This is a genomic window from Deltaproteobacteria bacterium, assembly GCA_019308905.1.
GTDB lineage: Bacteria > Desulfobacterota > BSN033 > WVXP01 > WVXP01 > JAFDHF01.
Genome location: JAFDHF010000020.1, coordinates 26,444 through 47,617, shown reverse-complemented (window position 1 = coordinate 47,617; position 21,174 = coordinate 26,444). Strand labels below are relative to the sequence as shown.

Genomic DNA, 21,174 nt, shown 5'->3' with positions numbered 1-21,174 from the left:
ACTACCACGGCTGCCTTACCGTCGAGACGGAAAAGCTCGCTTATGTATTCGCTCGAATCATGACCTTTCACCGTTCCCTCCAAATCGTTCCAGACTGACAGGTCCCTCAACAACGACCAAGAAAAACTCTATCAGAGCTCCGGTCCCCGTGTCAACGGGGCTTTACCGGGGCATAGGGACCGGACGGGGAGTCCTCCAACCGCGGGAGCACTCTTTTCGACGATCAGCCAAGTACCCTCTGCCGGACTCCCAGGGAATCCCCCTCATGACCGAGTCAATCTCCCAAACTGGGAAGCCTCTCCATGCCGTATCTCTTCGCAGCATGGAGCATAATGGTGTCCAGCTCCCTTGAAACCTCCTCGGCAATCTCCTTGGGCCGGTATTGTTCGATCAGTTCCTTCGCCCTTTGCCGAGCCCGCTGCACGATCTGCTTCTTCCCCTCCTTTGCCCAGCTGTGGTAGTCTTTTCTATCTATCACGCGGGATGGAAAATGGAATTCCTTTCTCATCCATCTCAGGGTATGGTCCAGGGATAGAAAGTCTCCTTCGTACTCAGGACTCCTGAACAGGTTCAATGCTGCCGGTCTCTCGTTTTCCCTCACTCCGTCCAGCAGTCTTCTCCCAGCCGCGATAATCTCCGAATCTATGATCAGCTTTTCAAAGGACTGTCCGCTCTCGAAATCCATCATCCCGGGCCCCATGATGAAATTCGCTCTCGAAAGCATGGCCAGGAGAATTCCCATGGCCGACTCCAGTCCCGCCTGGGCATCGACGGCCTTTGAGTCAGTGATACCCAAGGCGGTGCCTGTAGGCAGGCCGACGTGCTTTCCAATCTGAACATGGCCGCACCCCAACATGGCGGTCTCAATAGCCCCAAACAGCGACGTCCCTTCCCGTAGGTCCATTATCGTGGGAGAACCTCCCCAGATAAAAGGCGCACCAGGACCCCTCAATTGATGAATCACCAGACCTGCGAAGGCCTCAGCGGTGTGCTCAACCAGTGAGCCTTCCATTGTAACCGGAGCACCTGCCCCTGACATCATCATCGGGTCTATAATCACGGGTATCCCGTACTCGGCGTTATTGAGAACCGTCTGGCAGGGATCATCTGTCCATTTGAGAGGGGGGGTGGGGCAGGCGGGCTGAACGCTGATGGGGTTCTTCCTCAATTCCTCTCTGCCTCCGGCAACGGCCAGGAGCAGTTCCTTTATGACATTCCACCCCTCTTTGGTGTACGCTCCTCCACACGCCGGTTTGTTGCCCAGCTTGAGCATGATGTAATACCGGTAAGAGTCGGCCACGCCCTTTGGAACATCCACACAGTTCATCGATCCGGACTGAGCCTCAACCGTAGAGACGCCCTCCACCATCTTGACCCATTTCACCAGATCTCTTGTCACGGGAGGCCGGTACTCGCCGTTTTCGGGGTCGATAATATTCAGTGCCGTAGCCCCCGGGCGAAAGGAGACGTTGCCGCCGCACATCCTCATACTGATCCTCTTTCTAAGGTCGTACACATCAAAGGCCTTTGGAGCTGTTTCGAGAGACTTTTCGATCAGAAAACTCGGGATTCGAGCGATCCTCCTTTTCAAATCCACCTCCGCCCCAGAACTCGCTAACAGATCGAGGGCCTCTTTGTTCTCTATCATAATACCGGGATGTTCCAAGATACCCACTGCCTCTCCAAGAATCTGCTCAATCTGTGCCCGGGAAAGCAATCTCAAGACCGACGGTTTCACCTGCTCCCTCCCCTCAGCCGCACACCTCCGGCCAGAATTCCCTATTTCGTCTCTCCAACTTCGGTGTTCCGGTGTCTCATTTTTCCGCCGTATTGAGGATAGTCGGCCGCTATCTCTTCTTCGGAGAGGTAACCCTCTTTGAGATCCTCCTCGATGCGCCAAACCTCCCTCTCCTCGGGCCTTCCGTATCCTCCCCCACCACCGGTGAATATCAGGATCCTGTCTCCCCTGTTGAGAATGACATTGGAGAACTTCCCGTTACATCGCGTCCCATATGCCTGTTTGAACGTCCTGTACCCCGAATCCCCTCTTCGCCTTACCATGATGCCGGAATTCGTCCCCGGTCGGCCGCCGAACAATCCCCAGGGCCTGAGCTTCTCCCTTTCAACGCATGCCGAGAGTCTGAGCTGATCGGCCAGTATCTCTATCTCCCTTATCGTTCCAAGCCCTCCACGATACCTGCCCGCTCCCCCGGAATCCGTATTCAAACAGAACCTCTCGTGGAGAAAGGGGTAGCGCGTCTCGAGAACTTCGACCGAAGCTATCCTGGTATTCCCGTTGATGAGCGTTCTCGCGTCATTGCCGTCAGACCCGCTCCGTGCACCGTGCCCCATTGCCTCTGTGTTCATGTCGGCCAGGAATTCCTCTGTTTTCGGATGGACGCCTCCAAATCCTATCAGTGCGCAGGTGCCGTTGTTTGCAGCCGATACCCTCTCGGGAATCACTTCGGACAAGGCACGGAATATCAACATGACTATGTGAGGGTGAAGCTCCGTGTTGCCAATCACGCTCGAACCCGGGTACTGGACGTTGAGTATTCCCGGAGGAATCACAAGGCTGATCGGCCTGTATCGGCCCCTGTTCGACGGAATGTCCAGAGGGGTGATCTGCATAAAAGCATTGTAGGTGGCTCCTGCTGTGGCAACATATGAGCAGTTGATAGGACCTCTGGCCTGCTCCTCGGACCCTGTAAAATCCACGACCACCTCGTCTCCTTCCACCGAGATCCTCACCTTCACCCTGAACGGTCTGTCCTCGATCCCGTCGTTGTCCATGATGTACTCTTCGTCTTCATAGACACCATCTGGGATCAGACGGAATTCCTCTCGCATCCTCTGTTCCGCGTAAGATTTGAGGTTCTCCTTGATGTTTCGATACGTCTCCAGACCGTAACGATCTACCAGTTCCAAAAGCCTCTTCTCTCCCAACCTGCACGCTCCGACCATCGCCCTGATATCACCGACGTTCTTCCGTGGCGTTCTCACATTGGCCTTTATCAGTTCCCACAGTTCCTCGTCCTCTCTTCCGTTCTTGATGATCTTGACAGGAGGGATCCGGAGCCCCTCTTGAAAGACCTCGGTGGCATCAGGCGGAAACCCGCCAGGAGCCATCCCTCCGAGCTCTGCCATATGCCCGATTGTCGAAGTGAACCCCACCAGCTCTGAACCCTGGTATACCGCCTTGAACACCGCATGCTCCGGCAGATGATTCATCCCCCTGTACGGGTCGTTGTGAAGGTAGAAATCCTCGGGCCCGAAGCTCTCCAACCCTTTCTCGTTCACAATCCATTCGAGGGCAAACTGGAGTGCCGCAGTCTGGGCCGGGCAAAACTCTCCCTGCGACAGTATTTCTCCCTTTTCGTCAAAAACCCCACACGAGAAATCCCAAGTTTCGTTGAAAATAGGCGAATAGGCGGTCCTCGCCATGGCCAAACCCATTTCCATGGTGGTTGCGTTCAGGTAGTTGTTTACAAGAGTCATGAGAACAGGATCCACCTTGCCCTTCGATGTCACCATGTCACCTCTCGGCCTTCCTGATCACCAGGTTCCCGTAACAATCCACCTCCAGTTCATGGCCTGGCAGCAGAAGGATGGTAGAAACGGGTTCCTCGATGATCGCAGGACCCCCTGTCGAGAAGCCGTCAGGCAGGGAAGACCGTTCGTAGATAGGGCACTCCAGAAAACCCTCCTCCCTGCCGAAATAGACAGGCCTCCTCTCCTTGATCTCAATGCTCCCTCTCCTTTGCAACACGCCGATTTCCGGGGCCCTGGTCTTCCCAACCGATCTCACGATCATTCCGACACACTCCACAACATCACCGGGATTTTCATAACCGTACAGTTCCCTGTGTTTCTTCCCGAACAGAACAAAGGCAGACTCGATATCCTCTCTCGTCAATTCCCATCTATCGGGTATGGGGACCTCAATCTGGTAGTTTTGACCGTAGTAGCGCATCTCGAGACTCTGAAAGACTTCGGATTCCCCCTTGAACCCCTCCCTTTCGAGCGTTCCAAGGGCGTAGGTCCTTGTTCTCTTTAGGTACTCGTTGAAGAGCCTCTCATCAATCACGTCGGACCTCATGAGAAACGTTACCATCCGGTCCACGCGCAAATCGGCGGTGAGAAGTCCCAAGGCAGAAGTCACTCCAGGATGGACCGGGATAATCACCGTGCTGATTCCGAGCATGTCCGCCACCTTCAACACATGCAATCCCCCTGCACCACCAAATCCGAAGATAGCAAAGTCTCTCGGGTCGATACCCTTTTCGATTGTCACCAGGCGGACGGCGTTGGCCACGTTGCTGCTTGCCAAGGCAATAATATCATCCGCAGTCTCGACGGGATCCTTGCCCAGCTTTGACGACAGCTCCTCAATCGCCTTCCTCCCCCTGTCGGGGTAAAGGGGCAGTTTCCCACCGCAAAAATAATCAGGATTCAATCTCCCAAGGACAAGGTTGGCATCCGTGACCGTAGCCGATCTACCCCCTGAGCCGTAACACGCAGGTCCCGGCACGGCCCCGGCACTCTGCGGGCCCACTCTCAAGAGCCCCCCCTTGTCGACCCAGGCGATCGAGCCGCCTCCTGCGCCCACCGATTTCACGTCGACCATAGGCACGTTTATCGGGATGCCGAATTCAAGCACAAAATCCGTTGTATAACTGCACCTTCCACCCTCTATGAGAGAGACGTCGCAACTCGTACCTCCCATGTCCAGGGCAATCAGCGATTTCTCTCCCACAATCCCAGAAAAGTAACCAGCCGCAAGGACCCCGCCAACAGGTCCTGACATGATCGACTCTATTGGATGTTCGATCGCCCAGGTCCAGTCCGTAACGCCGCCGTTGGACTTCATTATTAGAAGCTGCAACCTGTCGTTCGCTCTCTTCAGCCCATTGACCAGCCTTTTCACATAAGGGCCGAATACGGGCTTCAGATACGCATCCGCGATAGTGGTACTGAAACGTTGGTATTCCCTCCATCGAGGATAGACCTCATGGGATAGAGAGACGAAGCATTCAGGGTACAGCCTCTTTACCGTGTCTCTTGCTCGCAGTTCATGGGAAGGATCAGCATAGGAGAAGAGGAGGCAAACGGCGATCGCCTTGACTCCTTCGTCCCTAAACTCTTCGACTATTCTCTCGAGCTCCTTGGAATCTGGTTCCCGCAACACCCTCCCCTCGCAGTCCATTCGACAGTCGATCTCTCTGCAATCCCTCCTCTTTACGAGTGGTTTTGGCTTTACCCACTGCAAATCATAGGAACGTTCCTGATCCCCCCTTTGGATAAAAACGATGTCCTTAAAACCCTTATTCGTCAGAAGCCCGGTTCTTTCCCCTTTCCGCTCGATTATGGCATTGGTAGCTATGGTGGTTGCATGCACCATCCTCGTAATCTCGTTGGATTCAATTGATATATCCTTGAGAGCGTTTATGATATTTTCGGCAGGAATCTCGGTATTCGTGCTTGTCTTGCACGTGTATATCTCCTTTGTTTGTTGATCAAATACCACGATATCGGTGAACGTCCCGCCCGTGTCTACTGCCACGATTTTGCTCATCGCCCGTGCCTTCCACTTCTTAGCGGATAATGGCCTGTTCCTGAAGGTTCGGCCTTGTTGCGGTAGAAGGTATCTGAGAAGAGAAACCCACTACGAACGAGTTGACAGGAGATGGAGAGGGTGAGAGGCCTGAATTCCCACTACTGCTGGAGCCCGGCCGAGGCACTCGAATTCCGACACCTCGAGAACTCGGGTGGCCCATAAATCCCAGGCGAAAAGCAAGAGCAACGATCGCTACAGAGGGCTAGCCGGACTTCGTCCTGTCTTCGGACCCGATCATCAAACCCACGACCTCGGCCTCGCTGGTCTCTGCGGTAATCAGTTCGCAGACCTTGATTCCCCGGCGCATTACCACGATGCGGTCTGTCACGGCAAATATGTCGGAAAGATTGTGGCTGATAAGGATCACAGAGACCTCCTCCCCTCTCAGACGTTCGATCAGTCTCAGTATGTTGTTTCGTTCCTTCACGCCGAGGGCGGCTGTGGGTTCATCCATGATCAAAAGCCTGGCCTGCCAGTATAGAGCCCGGCCGACCGCAACGGACTGTCTCTGCCCGCCCGACAGATCCCTCACGGGGGTCTGCATCGACTCGATTTCAATCTCCAGGCGCTTCAGGGCCTCTCTCGCCTCTCTCTCCATCTCCCTCTGATTCAGGATCTCAACCAGGCCGAAGAGCTTCCTGGTCATCTCCCGCCCCAAGAACAGATTGGCGGAGACCCCCAGGTTATCTGCAAGGGCCAGGTCTTGATAGATAGTTTCGATGCCCAACTCACGGACCTCTTTGGGCGACGTGTCCACAAGCCTCCTGCCGTGCCAGTAAATGTTCCCCCGGTTCGGCACGAGTACCCCCGCGATCATCTTGATAAGCGTGGATTTTCCCGCTCCATTGTCTCCCACCAGCCCCAATACCTCGCCCCTGTACAGCTCAAAGCTGATGTCTTCAACAGCATGAACCCCGCCGAAGTACTTCGACACGTTCTCGACTTTCAGTATGGCTTCCCTGTCCATCTTCTACCTACGGCGTCAAAGAGATCATGAGTAGATCCTGGTTCGATACCGCATCTGGTCTATGAATACGGCGGCTATCAGTATCCCGCCAACAGAGACCATCTGCCAATAGGGGTCGACCCCTAGTATTATCAGGCCCACCAGGAGCACACCTATGATGAACGCACCTACCACGCTCCCGAGTATGTTACCTATACCACCGTACAGACTGGCGCCGCCGATCACAACGGCCGCGATTGAATCCAGCTCATCGTTCATTCCGGCTATGGGTGCACCCGTGGAGAAACGAGCCATGATGAGAATCCCTGCACAGGCTGCCGTGAATCCTGAAATCGCGTAGATCAGTACGGTGTACCTGTCCAGGGGGATTCCGGCCCTCATAGCCGCAGCAGGGCTCCCGCCAATGGCATAGGTGTACCTTCCCAGCCGTGTCTTGGAGAGCAGGAAATGACAGGCCAGGACCAGAATGAGGGCCACAAAGACCGAAAGGGGCAAGAATCCGAACAACTCCGCATTCCCGATTCTTCCAAGCTCCGGAGGAAGACTGACGATGGAGTGGCCGGAGGTGAGTAGATAGGTCGCCCCCCTCGCTATCCCGAGCATCCCCAAGGTCACCACAAAGGGCGGTACCCTCAGCTTCGCTATGATCGTTCCGTTTATCCCACCCAGCAAAGTGCCGGCGATCAGTCCGACTATCACACCGATGCATATGCTGAACACAGGGCTTGGAACCACCGCCCAAACCGCCTTCAGAACGAGAGCCGCAACGACCCCGCAGAAGGCCAGTATGGCTCCCACAGAGAGATCGATTCCTCCTGAGACGATTACGAAGGTCTGGCCCAGTGCGAGAAGCAGCGGTTCGGTGGTATAAACCGAAAGACTCTTGAAGTTGCGAGGAGACCAGAACCCGGGCGCGGCCAAAGAGAAGAAGATCACGAAGAGAACCAGAATAAGAAAAATCCACTGCTTCAGCAGCGTGTTCTTTAGATCCCTGGTAGCTGAGAGGTATGACTTTAGAGGCATTTCAGACCCTGTTCAAATAAGAAGGCTTCTGCATGCGGACGAGCCCCCCTTGCAACGGGAAGGACGAACCCTCTGCACAGCAGACTCCCGGTTAGGATTCCTCCCGAGGGGGGAGGGGCTCCCCTGCGGCCCCTCCCCCGGCTCTTTTACTTGGGTGGTTCTGTCTGATAGATCCACTTCTGTGTCTCAGGATCGTTCACGTTCTTCGGGGTGATAATGTAGTAGCCCGTGGTAAAGTTGCCCGGAAACTTGGCTATGAAACCCTGGAGATAGTCGTAGGCAAACTGAACCCCGAGGTATCCCATGGCATAGGGAGCCTGAGCGACCAGCATCGACGTCAACCCCTCTTTCAGGTCCTCCACCTCCAGGGGTTGAGCATCAAAGCCGACCAGCTTCACCTTGCCTTTCATCCCCGCATTCCGTATCCCGATGGCACACCCGTGTGCGGTAGGGGTATCTACCCCGAACGCTCCTGCCAGGTCGGGATGGGCAAGGAGCACCGACTCCATCTGCTGGGCTGCCTTGGCCTGATCGCTGTTGCTGTACTGGGTCGAAACTATCTTGATACCAGGGTACTTTGCCATGACTTCTCTGAAGCCTCTGTAACGATCCTCGTTGGTCGTCACCCCTGTCATGGCACCCATGAGGGCAACCTTGCCTTTCCCGCCGATGGCCTTGGCCAGGGCCTCCCCTGCCTTGATTCCACCCAGGTAGTTGTTCGATGCAATGTTGGTAACCCGAATCTCCGCCTTGGGATCATTTATGTCCGTGTCGGTCGTTATCACGAGAATGCCGGCCTTCACGGCCTGCCTCAAAGGTCCCTTGAGTGCCTCGGGATCGCAGGGAGACAGGATGAGCGCGTCCACTCCTCTGGTAACGAGTGCGTTGACCACCACCGTCTGTTTGGCGAAATCCCAGTTCTGGGGGCCTTCCCAGATAAGCTTCACCCCCAACTGATCTGCAGCAGCCTTGGCACCGTAGTTCATGCTGATGTAGAAGGGGTTTATGATCACTCCGGGGACAAACCCGAATGTGTAGCTCGTCTTCTTAGCTCCCGCCATGCAAGGACTCGCCATCAAGCCGAGCGCCACCATTAGAACCAAACCAAGATACAGCATTCTCTTCATGTGCCACCTCCTAGATTTCATTCATTCGACTCTCACAAAAGATCCACTCCTCTTGTCTTCCCTCTCAGGCATCACCTCCCTTCAATCCAAGCTTCAGGGCGCGGCTAGAAGCCTCTTGCGAGGTCCGACAGATAGCGCGCCCCTCCCTCCTCAGTTATCACCACGTTGTCCTCCACCCGGATACCTCCCCAATCCTGGACATAGATCCCGGGTTCGATGGCCAGCACCATTCCAGCCTCAAGCACGGTATCGGAGGTCGGGCGCAGATATGGCATCTCATGGAAGGCAAATCCCACCCCGTGACCTATATTGTGGGGGAAGCAGTCACCGTACCCCGCATCCCGGATCAACCCCCGGGCCAGCTCGCCGACTTGAGAAGCCTTCATCCCGGGCTTCAAAGATTCGACCACTTTCTCGAGGGTCTCCACCACGACCGCCATGATCTCCCGTTGTCTTTCCTCCGGCCCACCTACGACGAAAGTACGGGTGAGATCCGCCCAATAACCGTCTGCATAAGCATCGAGTTCGATCAAGACGAGATCGCCCTTCCGCAGGACCCGTTCGGTTGAGACGTTGTAAGGACCCCAGGCATAGACACCGCCGCTGCGGGGCCCTGATACGACAAAGGCAAATCCTCTGGCCCTCCTGACACCCCTGTGGCCCACACCGTGAGTCATTATTGCAGACTCAATGATGGCGGCGACCTCTGTCTCCTTCATCCCTTCATGGAGCCGGGATTTGGCCTCTTTCAATGCGTAGGCGACGATATCCTGGCAAACCTTCATTGCTTCTATTTCGCCGGGTGTCTTGCGCATCCTCAGCTCCCGTATCAGCGCCGTCTGGCACTCGAATACGACTCCAGGCATGGTCTCCTCCAGCAGACCGAACAGAGGAGGACCCGGAACCGTGACCTCTCCTCCGATGTGCGTCCCGGCCAGAACCTCGAAAGAGCGCTCGCATCCGATCCTGGAACCCAGCAGCCCCCGCTTCTCGAAGACCCCCTTCAAGAGGGCGGCCACCTGCTGATCCGGAGCCTGATCGTCCAGGCCGACCCCGTACTCCAGAGTCTCCCCGTTCCAGCCGCTGGGAATGAATTCCAGATCCGGCCAGGGGACGATCAGAACCGGTTCGCCCTCCACGGGATAGACAACCGACGAACGCCCTGTGTTGGGCCAATATCCACTCAGAAAGAGCACGTTTTCGGGAAGAAAGCATACCAGCCCATCGACCCCCGCTCTCTTGAGTGCCTCAACAATCCGATCTCTCTTTTCCATCCTTTCTCAGTCTCCTTTTCCTTAGAGGCATGTCCCGGGATGCCCTCTCGAGTTCAAGATCCCGGGCCGTTCCGATTTGAAATTCCCTCTTTTGAGAGCTCCTCGAAAATGGCCTGGACTCTCTCCAGGGTGACGTCTATGTCTTCGTCCGTGTGGGCCGAAGTAATCCCTGAGTGGGTCGGCAGTGACACCCCCCCTCCAGACCAGCCTTCTATGTGAAAATACAGCCCGTGGTCCAGGGCCTTCTTTACAAACCTCCTGTACGTGGATGGATCGAAATTCTCGACGATTCTCCTGAAATCGAAGTCGCATTCCTCGTCTTCTATCCCGAAAAAGGTTGCAAAACGGCTCCCCGCTCCTCTCACATGGCCCGGGATACCGTAATCCTTGAAGAGCCTGTTCATGCCCGTGTACAGCCTCTCTGCGCGGCCGTTGAGGCGGTCGTAGAAGCCGGGTTCCCTCATCATCTTCATGCACTCTATGGCGACCAAGACCGGCGTGAGAGAGCCCGTATAGGTCCCGCTCATCACCGTGGGCCCGCCCGGGTTCAGATACCTCATGATCTCCTCTTTCCCCACAAGAGCCGATATGGGAAATCCCCCACCCAGAGCCTTGGCTAGAGTCGTCAAGTCCGGGGTGACCCCGTAGTGCTCCTGGGCTCCACCGATTGACATCCTGAACCCGGAGAGAACCTCATCGAAGATCAACACGATTCCTTCAGCCCGGGAGATCTCCCGGACCCCTTGGAGGTATTCCCTCTTTGCCGGCATGCACCCGCAGTTGTAACTTATCGGCTCCATTATTATCGCGGCTATCTCTCCCCTGTACTTCTTCACTGCATGCTCGACGGCACCGATATTGTTTGCCTCCAAAACGATCAGCGGGTCGGCGAAACATTCCGGGAATCCACCGCTGTCGGGCAGGGGCTCGATCTGGCCGTACTCGTCCTTCCTGCCGAGTGCCCCGTGGTTGTAAAAGATACATTCGTGCATTCCATGGAAATGACCTTCGAACTTGATTATCCTCTCCCTCCCCGTATACGCCCGGGCCAGCCGGATAGCTCCCATTGTCACCTCGGTTCCGGTGTTGGACAGGCGGACCTTCTCGGCGCTCGGGATCACGTCACAGAGCATTTGGGCGAGTTCCTGATGATACTCGGACTCGAAGTTCATGAAGAAGCCCATTTCGAGAGATCTCTCCACGGCCTCTCGAAGCCTCGGATGATTGTACCCGAAGAAAGCCGCTCCCGCAGAGCTGTTGTAGTCGATATACTCCCTACCGTCGATATCGAAAAGATGAGATCCGTCGGCCTTTTCCAGGTACACGGGCCGCCCCAGCACACCGTGGAATCTTCCCGCTGCCGACGTACCCTTGATGAGGCATTTCTCCGCTTTCTGAAACAGTTCAGACGAATTCATGGCTCCTCCTTTACGCCTCAGACCTCCAAGGATTCAAGGGTCTTGCTTTCCGCATTGTTCAGATGGGTGATCAGCTCTTCCTCGGCTTCCTTCAGGTCTCCCTTCATGAGCGCTTCTAGTATCCTGAGATGCTCCTCTGAGGCCTGATCGATCCTCTGATTGAGGTGTTTCACGATAGTCACAAAGTTGTTGAGTCTCTCAGCAAAGTCACGCAAGAACCTGTTCTCGCAACTGCCGAGAATCAGCTCTCGATGAAGTGCATGGTCCGTCCGGTCAAATCGCTTCCTGAGCTCTTCGGGCGAGAAAACCCCGCCCCTCAACTTCAGTATCTCATCCCTCAGACGGCTCAACTTCCCGACCGGTATCTTCCCCATCGCTTCCCGGAGAGCATGGGTCTCGAGAAGCCTCCGCATATCGTAGATGTCCTTGATATCACAACGGGAGAGTCTCAAGACAAAATAGCCGACCCGCGGCTTGATATCAACCAGGCGGCCCTCTCCCAGCTTTTGCAAAGCCTCTCTGATGGGAGCCCTGCTGACGCCCAGCTCAGCCTGTAAGGCAGCTACATCGAGCCTCTGGCCCATGGAAATGTCAAGGTTGGTAATTCTGGTCTTGAGCACCTGGTATATCTGCTCTGCCAGGCTGGCTGTGTTGATTGAACGGAGAGTCTTCATCATTCGGAAAGTTGATATATCAGCGACAGTCTTCTATCGATAATATATTAGGCGGGCCTTGTCAAGTGAAAAAAACCAAGTCCCCTGACCCGCGCAGAACACCCTTGTCCCGAGCTAGACCGTCGAGGCGATGGGGATCCGCCGGTGGTGAGCGTAAGAAAAAAAGAGTCTGGATCGGGTGGGTGACACCTTCCTCCCCTCGTCCCGAGAAGGCCTGAAGCGAGGCACTCTCGGCCACCTCACGGACCGGAGGTGTTCGAAGATGCCATGTTTCCAAACATCTCGATCACACGGTTCATCGAACCGGAAAGATGGGAGAGCAACGCCTCCCTTGCCTTGTTCAAATCTCTCTGCTTGATGGCTTCGAAGATCCGGCAGTGCTCCTCAAAGGATTCCACCACGTTATCGGGCTTGTTGTAATCCGAAAGGATGATTATCCCAAGGATGCTGCGGTAGTTCGAGTACATCTTCTTGATCTGGGAATTGTTGCATTTGTTGACTATGAGTTGGTGGATGGCCACGTCGAGGGCGTAGCTCGCCTCGAGTTGTCCCATCTCCAGGTCTCGTTTGGTCTCATTTATCTTCCCCTCGATCTCGTCCAGCTCCTCATCTGTGATGTTATCGTAGGCCGACTCGAGGGCGAAGGACTCCAGTAGTCTCCTCACCTCGTATATCTCTTGAATCTCCCTCTTTGTAAACCGGGAGACATAAACCCCTGTCCGCGAAACCTTGACAAGACCGTCCTTTTCAAGAAGGGTGAAGGCATGCCTCACCAGACTCCGGCTTACCCCCAAACCTTCGGCCAGCTCCCGGTCTTTCAGCCTCTGACCGGGCCTGAACTTCCACCGGATGATCTTCTCCCTGAGAAGTTCGAAGACCTCTTCGCTGAGACTCTTGTGATGCAGCTTCTCGATCTCCACGGCAGACACCTTCCAGAAGCAGCCCTTCAGGCTCCCGCCTCAGCCTCGAATGCCTCCCGCAAAGCCTCCAACCCGTCCCTTACCGCTTCCTCGGTCATGGTCAAGGGCGGACAGATCTTGATGGTAGCACCGCCGAACCCGACCGGGGCAAAGAGCATCAACCCCCTCTGAACCGCCTTCTCGACTATGCGAAAGGCCAGCTCGCCGTCAGGCTCCTTGGAACCCTTCTCGACCATGTGGAGGCCGTAGACCATCCCCCGCCCATGAACCGCTCCCACGACGGCGGGGAATTCTCCTTTCAGGTCCCCCAGGGCCCTTCCCAGGGTCTCTCCCACCGACGCGGCATTCTCGACCAGCCCTTCGCCCACGATAAGATCGAGATTCGCCAGAGCCGCGGCACAGCAGACGGGGTTGCCCGAGTGCGTGCTGGTCATGGTGCCGGGCTCGTACAGGTCCATGATCTCCTGAGGCCCGATCACCGCGGACAAGGGCATACAGCTCGTAATCCCCTTCCCGAAGACCGCCAGGTCAGGAACGACCCCATAGTGCTCAAACCCGAACATCCTGCCGGTCCTGCCGAATCCCGCTTGAATCTCGTCCAGGATCAGGAGGGCTCCGTGGGTCTCACACCAGGCTTTCAACTCCTTCACGTACCCTTCGGGGAAGAAGCTCGCCCCTCCGCCCTGAAAGGTCTCGCTTATTACGGCCGCCACACGGTCCCCGTCGATCCCTCGCTGTCTCAAGGTCTTCTCAAAGAGAGAGAAGGAGGGATCCTCAACGCGGAAATCCCCTGGAAACGGCACCTGGCACATGTCGGGATCCAGGTTGACGATCCATTTCTTGCCCTCGGGAATGCCCCCCACCATCTGGGATCCGAGGGTTCTGCCATGGAAGGCCTTCTCGAATGAAACGATCACGTTCTTCTTCTTCCCACCTCTGCCCAGCCCATAGGTGCGAGCGAGCTTGATGGCACACTCTATGGCTTCGGATCCCGTGGTGAGCAGAAAAACCTTGTCAAGGCCCGGCGGGGCCAGCTCTGACAGTCTCCTGGCGAGCTTTGCCCGGATTTCACTGGGAAAGCAGTAGTTGTGGAGAAGAGGTCTTTCAAGCTGATGGGCCATGGCTTCCCGAATCTCCTGCCTCCCATGCCCGGCGTTTGTCACGAGCACGCCCGAACTCCAGTCGAGCCACTTGTTCCCGTACGGATCATAGACGTTTACACCTTCGGCCCGATCCCATATGATCAATGGTTGGCCTGTCATAGACCGGGGTTCGAACCGGCGGAGCTCTTCCAGGATTCCCAGGGATTCAGGAACGGGAATGGGCGTCACGATCCTCCTGTACCTGGTCTCGAGACTCTCCACAGCCTCGGGCGTCATGCTGAATGTCTTGCCCATGAAAACCACCTTCCTTCCCAAGCAGGCTGTCCCTGCTCTGTCTGTCCTCTTCTTTTTTCCGATCTCATCGGGCACCGGTGATTCGGCCCGGCAGGCCGCCGCCTTCTTGGATCAGTCATCGTCGATCTTGTAGGCACTGCGGGCACTTCTCTCCAGAATCCACGCCTTGTCCTCCTCTGAAAGGAAATCACACTGCCGGGCAACGAGATTCAGGGTCTGCTTGTACGTGCAGACGTCGAGAGCCGTGGGAAAGTCGCTGCCCCATATAAGCTTCGCCGGCCCCACGGCCTCAAAGGCGACCCGGACGATCTCCTGGACTCTTGGGAAAGGATACTCCTGGTCTCCGCCCATGTGGACGATCGAGGCGAGCTCGAACCAGAGGTTCTTGTACCTGCCCAGCTTCAGCGTCCTCTGAAGATCCGGGAAGGGGTAGCGCTGGCTCATATCCAGGAGATTGCTGACCCCCAGATGCATCACAACCACACGCATGGTTTCGAACCGCCCCATCAGGTTTTCCAGACGATCGATCTGAAAAGTGTATGGGTTACCGATTTCCCATCCGAGATCAATACCCAGAACCCCGTCGAGATCAACCAGCTTCTTCCAGAAAGGGTCGTATCTGGGTTCATCCACCCAGATTTCCGAATCCGGAGTTTCGAACTTGACACCCTTGAGCCCGAGGCCGACGATCGCATACTCCAGGTCTTCACACATCTCCGAGACGTCCTTCCGGGCATCAACGAGTGCCATTCCGCCGCAGAAACGGTCTCCATGGCGGTCGAGCACTTCCCTGTAGTACTCGTTCTGGTTTCCGTAGGTGGGGGCCTGCATGAGAATGGCCTTTGAAACGCCGATCCAGTCCATGTACTCGATCAAGACCTCCGGTTCCACGGAGCTGTTCACAAAAGAAGGCGGGATCCACCGCTCGATCACCTCCCTGCCTCTGGTCCACTTATCAGACCGGAAGCCGGGGACTTCTCCGGACCGCCGGATCGACCAGACCCTGGCTTTTCCATATCGATCGCTCCGGCAGCGGACGTGGCCGGACCTTTCGCCGCTGATGCATGTCCAGATGTGTGCATGGGCGTCTATTATCTCCATATTTCGGCTCCTTTCTGCTCGCTCGCACCCGCTCTTTACAGGGATATCGAAATTCCTCTTCCCCAGATGACTGAACGCCTGTGACCTCTCCCCCCTACTTGATGCCTCCCAGGGTCAGACCCCGGATCAGATAGCGGCGCGTAAGCAGGCCGAAGATCATGACGGGCAGATATATCACCACCGAGGCAGCACAAAGCTTGCCCCACAGCACCATCCTGTCCGTAATGAACCCCGCAGCCGCGACCGGGAGGGTCTTTGCCGATATGTTCGTCAGGATCAGGGCGAAGAGAAACTCGTTCCACGAAAAAATAAAACAGATGATTGCCGAAGCCGCCAATCCCGGCGCCGTAAGCGGCAAAGCCACCTTCAGGAAGGCCCCGAACCTGGAACACCCGTCAACCATGGCGGATTCGTCCAACTCGGGTGGAATCTCGTTGAAGAATCCCCGCATCATCCAGATCACAAAGGAGAAGTTGAAGGTCATGTATGCGATCACGAGAACGAACTTCGTATCGAGAAGCCCGAGAGAACTGAAGATCAGGAAAAGGGGAAGGATCACCGATATGGGGGGAGCCATTCGAGCGGTCAGGAAGTAGAAGGCGAGATGTTCCTTCGCCGGGAGCTTGAATCTGGAAAAAGCATAAGCCGCAGGCGTTCCTACCAGGAGCGAGAGGACCGTACTCATGGTGGCGATGGAGAAGCTGTTCCAGAGGCTCTTTGTGAGTCCCTTGTCCACAAAGATCGATATGTAATGCTCGAGGGTCGGCCTGAACCACCAAACAGGCGGCATTCTCGGAATAAGGTCGAGAGGCTTTATCGATGTAATGACCGTCCAGAATATGGGAAAGCAGAAAAACGTGACGATGGCTCCCACGGTGATGTACTTTACGGAGCCCAACAGTATCTTCAAAACAGGTCCTCTGTCTGTGGAGATCATTCTCTCTCCCCCCGAAAGGAACGAATCAGCATATTCGCGAGGAATATGATAATGCCGAGCAGAATAAGCGAGAAGGCGGCGGTCATGCCCATCTGGAAGTATTTGAATCCTTTCAGATAGATCAGGAATCCAAGAACGGATGTGGCCGACCCCGGGCCGCCGTAGGTGAGGACGAAGATCTTGTCTACAAACCTCAGTGCGTCGATTGTTCGGATGAGAAGGCCGGTAAGTATCACCGGCTTGATGACCGGCAACGAGACAAACCGCTGAATCTGAAACCAGGAAGCACCGTCCAGGCTGGCGGCCTCTATCAACTCGCCGGGCACAGACTGGAGGCCCGCCAGGCAGACCAGGAAGACAAAGGGTGTCCACTGCCAGATATCGGCCAGTATGACCGAGAAGAGCGCGAGCTTGGGCTTGGTCAGCCACGGGAGGGCCGAGAAACCGAGGAGTTCAACGACGTAGTTTGCAAACCCCAACTCTGCATTGAATATCCACCGCCAGATCAGCCCGGCCACCACCGGAGACATCACCATGGGAAAGAGGAGCAGATTCCTTATGAAATCCTGCCCTTTGAATTTCACGTCGAACAGAAACGCAATGGCAATGCCCAAGACGAATTCGACTCCAACGCACGAAACCAGGTATATTCCGGTGACCCTGAGGGAGTTCCAGGCGTCCTCGTCGGTCAAGAAGCTCAGGTAGTTGTCAATGCCTATGAAATGCCTTCCCCGAAAGGTCGTCAGGTTCCAGTCGCAAAGGCTCAAGAAAACGGTGTAAACGAAGGGGTAGAACGTTATGACCGCCATAACGATCAGCGCAGGGAGGACGTAGAACAAGGCTCCGCTTTTCCTCAAGTTCTCCATGGAAGGGCTTCCATTTCACCGGCAAAGAACAAGGGGGGAAAGGAGTCTGAGCCTTCCCCTCTCCCCCTTACTCGGTAGAGGCTCGAGTCGTGGCACCCGCCGCGCCTCAGTCGTAGTAACCTGCCTCCTTCATGAATTTGTAGACCTTCTCGGCCGCCGCATCCAGAGCCTCCTTGGCCGATTTCTGCCCCGAGAAGGCAGCCGACATCTGTTCCCCGATGATCTGATCCACGGTTGCCCATTCAGGAATGAGAGGGACCGTTCTCCCGCTGTCCTGGCACAAATCTTCCAGATCACCCACTGCGGAGGGATACATCTTCTCCACTTCCGGATCGTCCCAGGTACTCCGCCTCTGAACCGTAGCCCCCATGAGTGTTGCCTTCTTGGCCCTCTCCGGCATCAACGCGTAGGTGACGAACTTGAAGGCTTCCTCGGGATGGGGTGCCCTTGTCGGGATCGAGACGGTGATACCACCCACCAGAGGGATCCTTCTACCCCCGTAAACCGGAGGCGGTGCACACTTGAACTTCCCTATGATCTGAGACTGCTTTCGTGCCACCGAGGCCAGATCCTGCCAGGTCCATGCAAGAGCGGCCTGGCCCTGCATAAAGGACGTCCAGGCCTCCGTGATGTGATAGGCCGCTACTCCCGGGGGGGCGACTTTGCCGAGTTCGATATAGGTCTCGAGCGCTTTCACACCTGCCGGATTGTTGAAGATAGGTCTGTAGTCTTTGTCAAAAAAGTCACCACCATAGGTCCACAAGAAGCCGGACCAGTCATAGACGATCCTGGGCCGCTTGGCAGGCATGACGTAGCCGTAGACCTTGTTCGCCGGATCATTGATCTTGCGTGCATAGGCGAGGAGCTCGTCCATCGTGTCGGGCGGCTTCGCCTCACCCAAAGGATCGACAAACCCCGCTTGCTTGACCAAGTCTGTTCTGTAGTACAGGGGCCTGAATCCCGCTATCCACGGGATGCCGAATATCCCCTCCGGCAGGTCCCATCGGTTGTCAGCCGGATACGCGCCGGAATAGAAGGTCCCGAAGAAATCATGGGGGTATCCAAAACCACTCGGGGTCAATGATGGATCCTCCAAATAGGCGCTCAGATCTCTGATCCATTTCCTCTTGGCGAACTCCGGTGTCCACATCGTGTCATACCAAATCATGTCGTACTTGGAGGCACCGCCGATGAAGGTGGTCTTCAGTTTCTCATACATGACCCCAAAAGAAATATCCTCGAATTCGATCTTTATGCCCGTCTCTTCCGTGAACTGAGGCACGAACTTCTTGAATGCATCAGCCCACTGGCTCGCCTGGTTGGCCACCCTCAGCGTAATCCCGGCTGAGAAACCCGTCGACACAAAACCCAGCACGAAGACGGCAGCCACGGCAAAAATCAACAGTCCCTGTTTCTTCATGATTCAACCTCCTTCCCAGTCTCTGCAAGTGAGTAGTCGATTGGTCGATCTTTCTCCAGCCTCACCTCCTTTCCCCAAAAGAGAGCGGTACCCCGCAGCGTGTTTAACTTTTAACAGTTACTTTTTATAACCAGACATCAGATGGGCTGTCAAGTTTTTTCTTTTGGAGATTCTCCGCCACGTCAATCAAGGGACAAACCCTCTATGGATAGGGCTCAGGGAAAAGGAAGGGAGAATGGATGGAACGATCAGAACCGGGCGGGCACACTCGAGACAATCTCTCAGAAGAGATTCAGAAGCCGGGCAACCCTATGCCTGCCCGATCCAAGACGGTCGAGCAACACCGAGGTCCACTCTATCCTTGAGCGGTTGCCAGCCGGTAACATCAGAGATGGCTCTTGGGATACTGAGCCCCCACAGTGTAATTGATCCATCCGACTCGAACCATCTGATAGATATTCACCCTGAAATCGGGATCGGTGGCTATCCTTAGATAAGCCTCTCGAGGGGAGAGTTCATACTCCTCGATCATCCACTCCATCAGGTAGGTAATGGCCGTCTTTACCCCGTCCTCAAGGGGTCTCGTCGCGAACAGGGCAATAATCGAATCAGGTGTTTCGATCCTTGGATAGGAGATCTGTTTTTTCCTGATGATCTCACAGGAGAGAACGACCTCTGCCTTGGTTTCGTTTGCCACCCCGCTGAACTCAGCGTCCCCCTGGGTCCCGTGGACGTCTCCGACGAACAGGAGCCCCCCATCGTGGAAACAATTGAGATAGAGGGTTGATCCCTCTTTTATGTCCCTACAATCCCAGTTACCGCCCCATCTTCCCTGTCCGTAGAGGCTCGTCGGCACCTCGCGGTCCGGGGCAACACCGATCGTTCCGATGAAAGGTCTCAGATCCCAGACGACCCCGTCTGCAAAGACCGCCTTTCCGTCCCGAGTCGTCCCACTCGGGCCCGGTATGTGCCTGATCATGTGGGCATAGGCCTCATCGAGCTCCGGCCATCTCTTCGAATCGGAGAAAGGCCCTACACCCGGGATGATCGATGTCGACCCCACTTCCCCTGGAACGACTTCCTCCACGTGGACTGCCAGCAGATCCCCCCTCGTGGCTCCTTCGACAAACACCGGGCCCCCGAGGGGATTGAACTCAGGCGGTTCCCGAAGGGTACGGGGGCGAAGGTTCTCCATGTCGGGCACGCTGCCGCCCGAGGTAACAAATCCGGAAAGGTTGTCCTCTGTCTCTATGACGAATCTCTCTCCGGGCTCGACGACCAGTTGCGGGGGGATCCGGGGATCAAAGAGGAAGTGATTGGCCCTTTCTCTCGGTATTCGTTTCATGCTCCTGTCCGATCGGCTCGTCAGGTTTATCAAAGCCCCGTCTCCCGTGAATCTCGGCGGTCCTCCCCTTGATCGACCACCAATACTATCTTGCCCTGGACATGGGCGGTCTCGAGCCATTCGTGAGCAGCGGCCGCCTCGGCCAGGGAGAAGGTGCGCTGGACAACAGGCCGGATGGTTCCGTCCTCCAGCAGCTTGGAAAGATAGAGAAGAATCGTCCGTTTGCGCTCAAAACCCCGGCCGACGTTCATTTCCAGTGCCATGAATTCATAGTGAAAACTCGCATTCAGCATGAAGAGAGGCATCAGGCTGATCGGCTCCTCCGTCTCCACGATGGAGACCACACGCCCGTTCTGTGATAAGGCTTCAAAGGAACGCGCAAGGGTCTGTCCCCCCACCGTATCAAAGACGACGTCAGCCCCACGGCCACGGGTGAGGGAACGGACGCCTTCCACGAAGTCGACCTCTCGATAGTCGATAACATGGTCGGCCCCAAGCCTCCTGACAAAGGACTCGTTCTCCCTCCTGGTCGTCGTGACAACTGTCAGCCCGGCCCAGTGGGCGAGTTGGATGCCCATGGATCCGGTCCCGCCTGATCCGCCGTGAACCAAGATGGTCTCCCCGATCCTAATTCCCGCGCGATCGAAAAGGGATTCCCAGACCGTAAGCCCCACCAGAGGAATGGAGGCAGCTTCCCGATGGGACAGGTTCTTTGGTTTTGGGGCGACCAACCTGTGATCCACCTTGTGGTATTCGGCATAGGCGCCCGGCATATTGATGGGGGAACAGTAGAAGACCGCGTCACCTGGATGAAAACCGGTGACCCGTGCTCCCACGGCCTCCACGATACCGGAGACATCGTAGCCCAGAACCAGTGGGTAGACGTGCGGCCCGCCCACGACCCCTCTCCGGATCTTGCAGTCCACCGGGTTTACCCCGCAGGCACACACCCGGACCAGAACCTCCTCAGGACCGGGCTCCGGTATAGGCATCTCCCTGAGTTCAAAGACCTCGGGCCCGCCGGCTCTGGTTACGACGTTCGATTCCATCCTGCCGCTGCTCCAAGAGGCGATTCTTCGGATCCTGCA

17 protein-coding genes are annotated in these 21,174 nt (G+C 56.0%); all 17 read right to left on the bottom strand.

What is annotated here, in order from left to right:
- Positions 1 to 274: 274 nt before the first annotated feature.
- Entirely contained in the window at positions 275 to 1,738 is a 1,464-nt protein-coding gene (locus tag JRJ26_08660; protein ID MBW2057550.1) for a trimethylamine methyltransferase family protein, read from the bottom strand.
- Positions 1,739 to 1,779: 41 nt separating this feature from the next.
- A complete protein-coding gene (locus tag JRJ26_08655; protein MBW2057549.1) occupies positions 1,780 to 3,534 on the bottom strand; it encodes a hydantoinase B/oxoprolinase family protein in 1,755 nt (584 codons plus the stop codon).
- Between the two features lies 1 nt (position 3,535).
- On the bottom strand, positions 3,536 to 5,575 hold the full coding sequence (locus JRJ26_08650; protein ID MBW2057548.1) for a hydantoinase/oxoprolinase family protein: 2,040 nt from the start codon (positions 5,573 to 5,575) through the stop codon (positions 3,536 to 3,538).
- Positions 5,576 to 5,819: 244 nt separating this feature from the next.
- Positions 5,820 to 6,584 (bottom strand): sugar ABC transporter ATP-binding protein, encoded by a 765-nt coding sequence (locus JRJ26_08645; protein ID MBW2057547.1) that lies wholly within the window; start codon positions 6,582 to 6,584, stop codon positions 5,820 to 5,822.
- Between the two features lie 24 nt (positions 6,585 to 6,608).
- Positions 6,609 to 7,607, bottom strand: a complete 999-nt coding sequence (locus tag JRJ26_08640) for an ABC transporter permease (protein ID MBW2057546.1) — start codon at positions 7,605 to 7,607, stop codon at positions 6,609 to 6,611.
- Between the two features lie 146 nt (positions 7,608 to 7,753).
- The gene (locus JRJ26_08635; protein MBW2057545.1) at positions 7,754 to 8,734 is read right to left on the bottom strand and encodes a substrate-binding domain-containing protein; all 981 of its coding nucleotides are present in this window, start codon (positions 8,732 to 8,734) and stop codon (positions 7,754 to 7,756) included.
- Between the two features lie 104 nt (positions 8,735 to 8,838).
- Positions 8,839 to 10,008, bottom strand: a complete 1,170-nt coding sequence (locus JRJ26_08630; protein ID MBW2057544.1) for an aminopeptidase P family protein — start codon at positions 10,006 to 10,008, stop codon at positions 8,839 to 8,841.
- Between the two features lie 53 nt (positions 10,009 to 10,061).
- A complete protein-coding gene (locus tag JRJ26_08625) occupies positions 10,062 to 11,426 on the bottom strand; it encodes an aspartate aminotransferase family protein (GenBank protein ID MBW2057543.1) in 1,365 nt (454 codons plus the stop codon).
- Positions 11,427 to 11,443: 17 nt separating this feature from the next.
- Positions 11,444 to 12,046, bottom strand: coding sequence for a GntR family transcriptional regulator (locus JRJ26_08620; GenBank protein ID MBW2057542.1), 603 nt, complete (start codon positions 12,044 to 12,046; stop codon positions 11,444 to 11,446).
- Between the two features lie 293 nt (positions 12,047 to 12,339).
- Positions 12,340 to 13,020 carry a GntR family transcriptional regulator gene (locus JRJ26_08615; protein ID MBW2057541.1) on the bottom strand — a complete coding sequence of 227 codons (681 nt, stop codon included), beginning with the start codon at positions 13,018 to 13,020 and terminating at the stop codon, positions 12,340 to 12,342.
- Positions 13,021 to 13,046: 26 nt separating this feature from the next.
- Positions 13,047 to 14,417 (bottom strand): aspartate aminotransferase family protein, encoded by a 1,371-nt coding sequence (locus JRJ26_08610; protein ID MBW2057540.1) that lies wholly within the window; start codon positions 14,415 to 14,417, stop codon positions 13,047 to 13,049.
- A gap of 111 nt (positions 14,418 to 14,528) precedes the next feature.
- Positions 14,529 to 15,518, bottom strand: coding sequence for an amidohydrolase (locus tag JRJ26_08605; GenBank protein MBW2057539.1), 990 nt, complete (start codon positions 15,516 to 15,518; stop codon positions 14,529 to 14,531).
- 94 nt (positions 15,519 to 15,612) lie between these two features.
- The gene (locus tag JRJ26_08600) at positions 15,613 to 16,455 is read right to left on the bottom strand and encodes a carbohydrate ABC transporter permease (GenBank protein MBW2057538.1); all 843 of its coding nucleotides are present in this window, start codon (positions 16,453 to 16,455) and stop codon (positions 15,613 to 15,615) included.
- Positions 16,452 to 17,321, bottom strand: a complete 870-nt coding sequence (locus tag JRJ26_08595) for a sugar ABC transporter permease (protein ID MBW2057537.1) — start codon at positions 17,319 to 17,321, stop codon at positions 16,452 to 16,454. Before JRJ26_08595 ends, JRJ26_08600 begins: the two co-directional genes overlap by 4 nt.
- 106 nt (positions 17,322 to 17,427) lie before the next feature.
- Positions 17,428 to 18,741: a sugar ABC transporter substrate-binding protein gene (locus JRJ26_08590; GenBank protein MBW2057536.1), complete on the bottom strand. Its 1,314-nt coding sequence runs from the start codon at positions 18,739 to 18,741 to the stop codon at positions 17,428 to 17,430.
- Between the two features lie 385 nt (positions 18,742 to 19,126).
- Complete coding sequence (locus JRJ26_08585; GenBank protein ID MBW2057535.1) at positions 19,127 to 20,086, bottom strand: acetamidase/formamidase family protein; 960 nt, start codon at positions 20,084 to 20,086, stop codon at positions 19,127 to 19,129.
- Positions 20,087 to 20,115: 29 nt separating this feature from the next.
- On the bottom strand, positions 20,116 to 21,135 hold the full coding sequence (locus JRJ26_08580; GenBank protein ID MBW2057534.1) for a zinc-dependent alcohol dehydrogenase family protein: 1,020 nt from the start codon (positions 21,133 to 21,135) through the stop codon (positions 20,116 to 20,118).
- Between the last annotated feature and the right edge of the window lie 39 nt (positions 21,136 to 21,174).

Excerpts from the sequence above, each read along its gene's own strand:
- JRJ26_08590 (MBW2057536.1), bottom strand. The coding sequence starts at position 18,741 with ATGAAGAAACAGGGACTGTTGATTTTTGCCGTGGCTGCCGTCTTCGTG.
- JRJ26_08645 (MBW2057547.1), bottom strand. The coding sequence starts at position 6,584 with ATGGACAGGGAAGCCATACTGAAAGTCGAGAACGTGTCGAAGTACTTC.
- JRJ26_08585 (MBW2057535.1), bottom strand. The coding sequence starts at position 20,086 with ATGAAACGAATACCGAGAGAAAGGGCCAATCACTTCCTCTTTGATCCC.
- JRJ26_08610 (MBW2057540.1), bottom strand. The coding sequence starts at position 14,417 with ATGGGCAAGACATTCAGCATGACGCCCGAGGCTGTGGAGAGTCTCGAG.
- JRJ26_08600 (MBW2057538.1), bottom strand. The coding sequence starts at position 16,455 with ATGATCTCCACAGACAGAGGACCTGTTTTGAAGATACTGTTGGGCTCC.
- JRJ26_08630 (MBW2057544.1), bottom strand. The coding sequence starts at position 10,008 with ATGGAAAAGAGAGATCGGATTGTTGAGGCACTCAAGAGAGCGGGGGTC.
- JRJ26_08605 (MBW2057539.1), bottom strand. The coding sequence starts at position 15,518 with ATGGAGATAATAGACGCCCATGCACACATCTGGACATGCATCAGCGGC.
- JRJ26_08640 (MBW2057546.1), bottom strand. The coding sequence starts at position 7,607 with ATGCCTCTAAAGTCATACCTCTCAGCTACCAGGGATCTAAAGAACACG.
- JRJ26_08650 (MBW2057548.1), bottom strand. The coding sequence starts at position 5,575 with ATGAGCAAAATCGTGGCAGTAGACACGGGCGGGACGTTCACCGATATC.
- JRJ26_08595 (MBW2057537.1), bottom strand. The coding sequence starts at position 17,321 with ATGGAGAACTTGAGGAAAAGCGGAGCCTTGTTCTACGTCCTCCCTGCG.
- JRJ26_08635 (MBW2057545.1), bottom strand. The coding sequence starts at position 8,734 with ATGAAGAGAATGCTGTATCTTGGTTTGGTTCTAATGGTGGCGCTCGGC.
- JRJ26_08580 (MBW2057534.1), bottom strand. The coding sequence starts at position 21,135 with ATGGAATCGAACGTCGTAACCAGAGCCGGCGGGCCCGAGGTCTTTGAA.
- JRJ26_08655 (MBW2057549.1), bottom strand. The coding sequence starts at position 3,534 with ATGGTGACATCGAAGGGCAAGGTGGATCCTGTTCTCATGACTCTTGTA.
- JRJ26_08625 (MBW2057543.1), bottom strand. The coding sequence starts at position 11,426 with ATGAATTCGTCTGAACTGTTTCAGAAAGCGGAGAAATGCCTCATCAAG.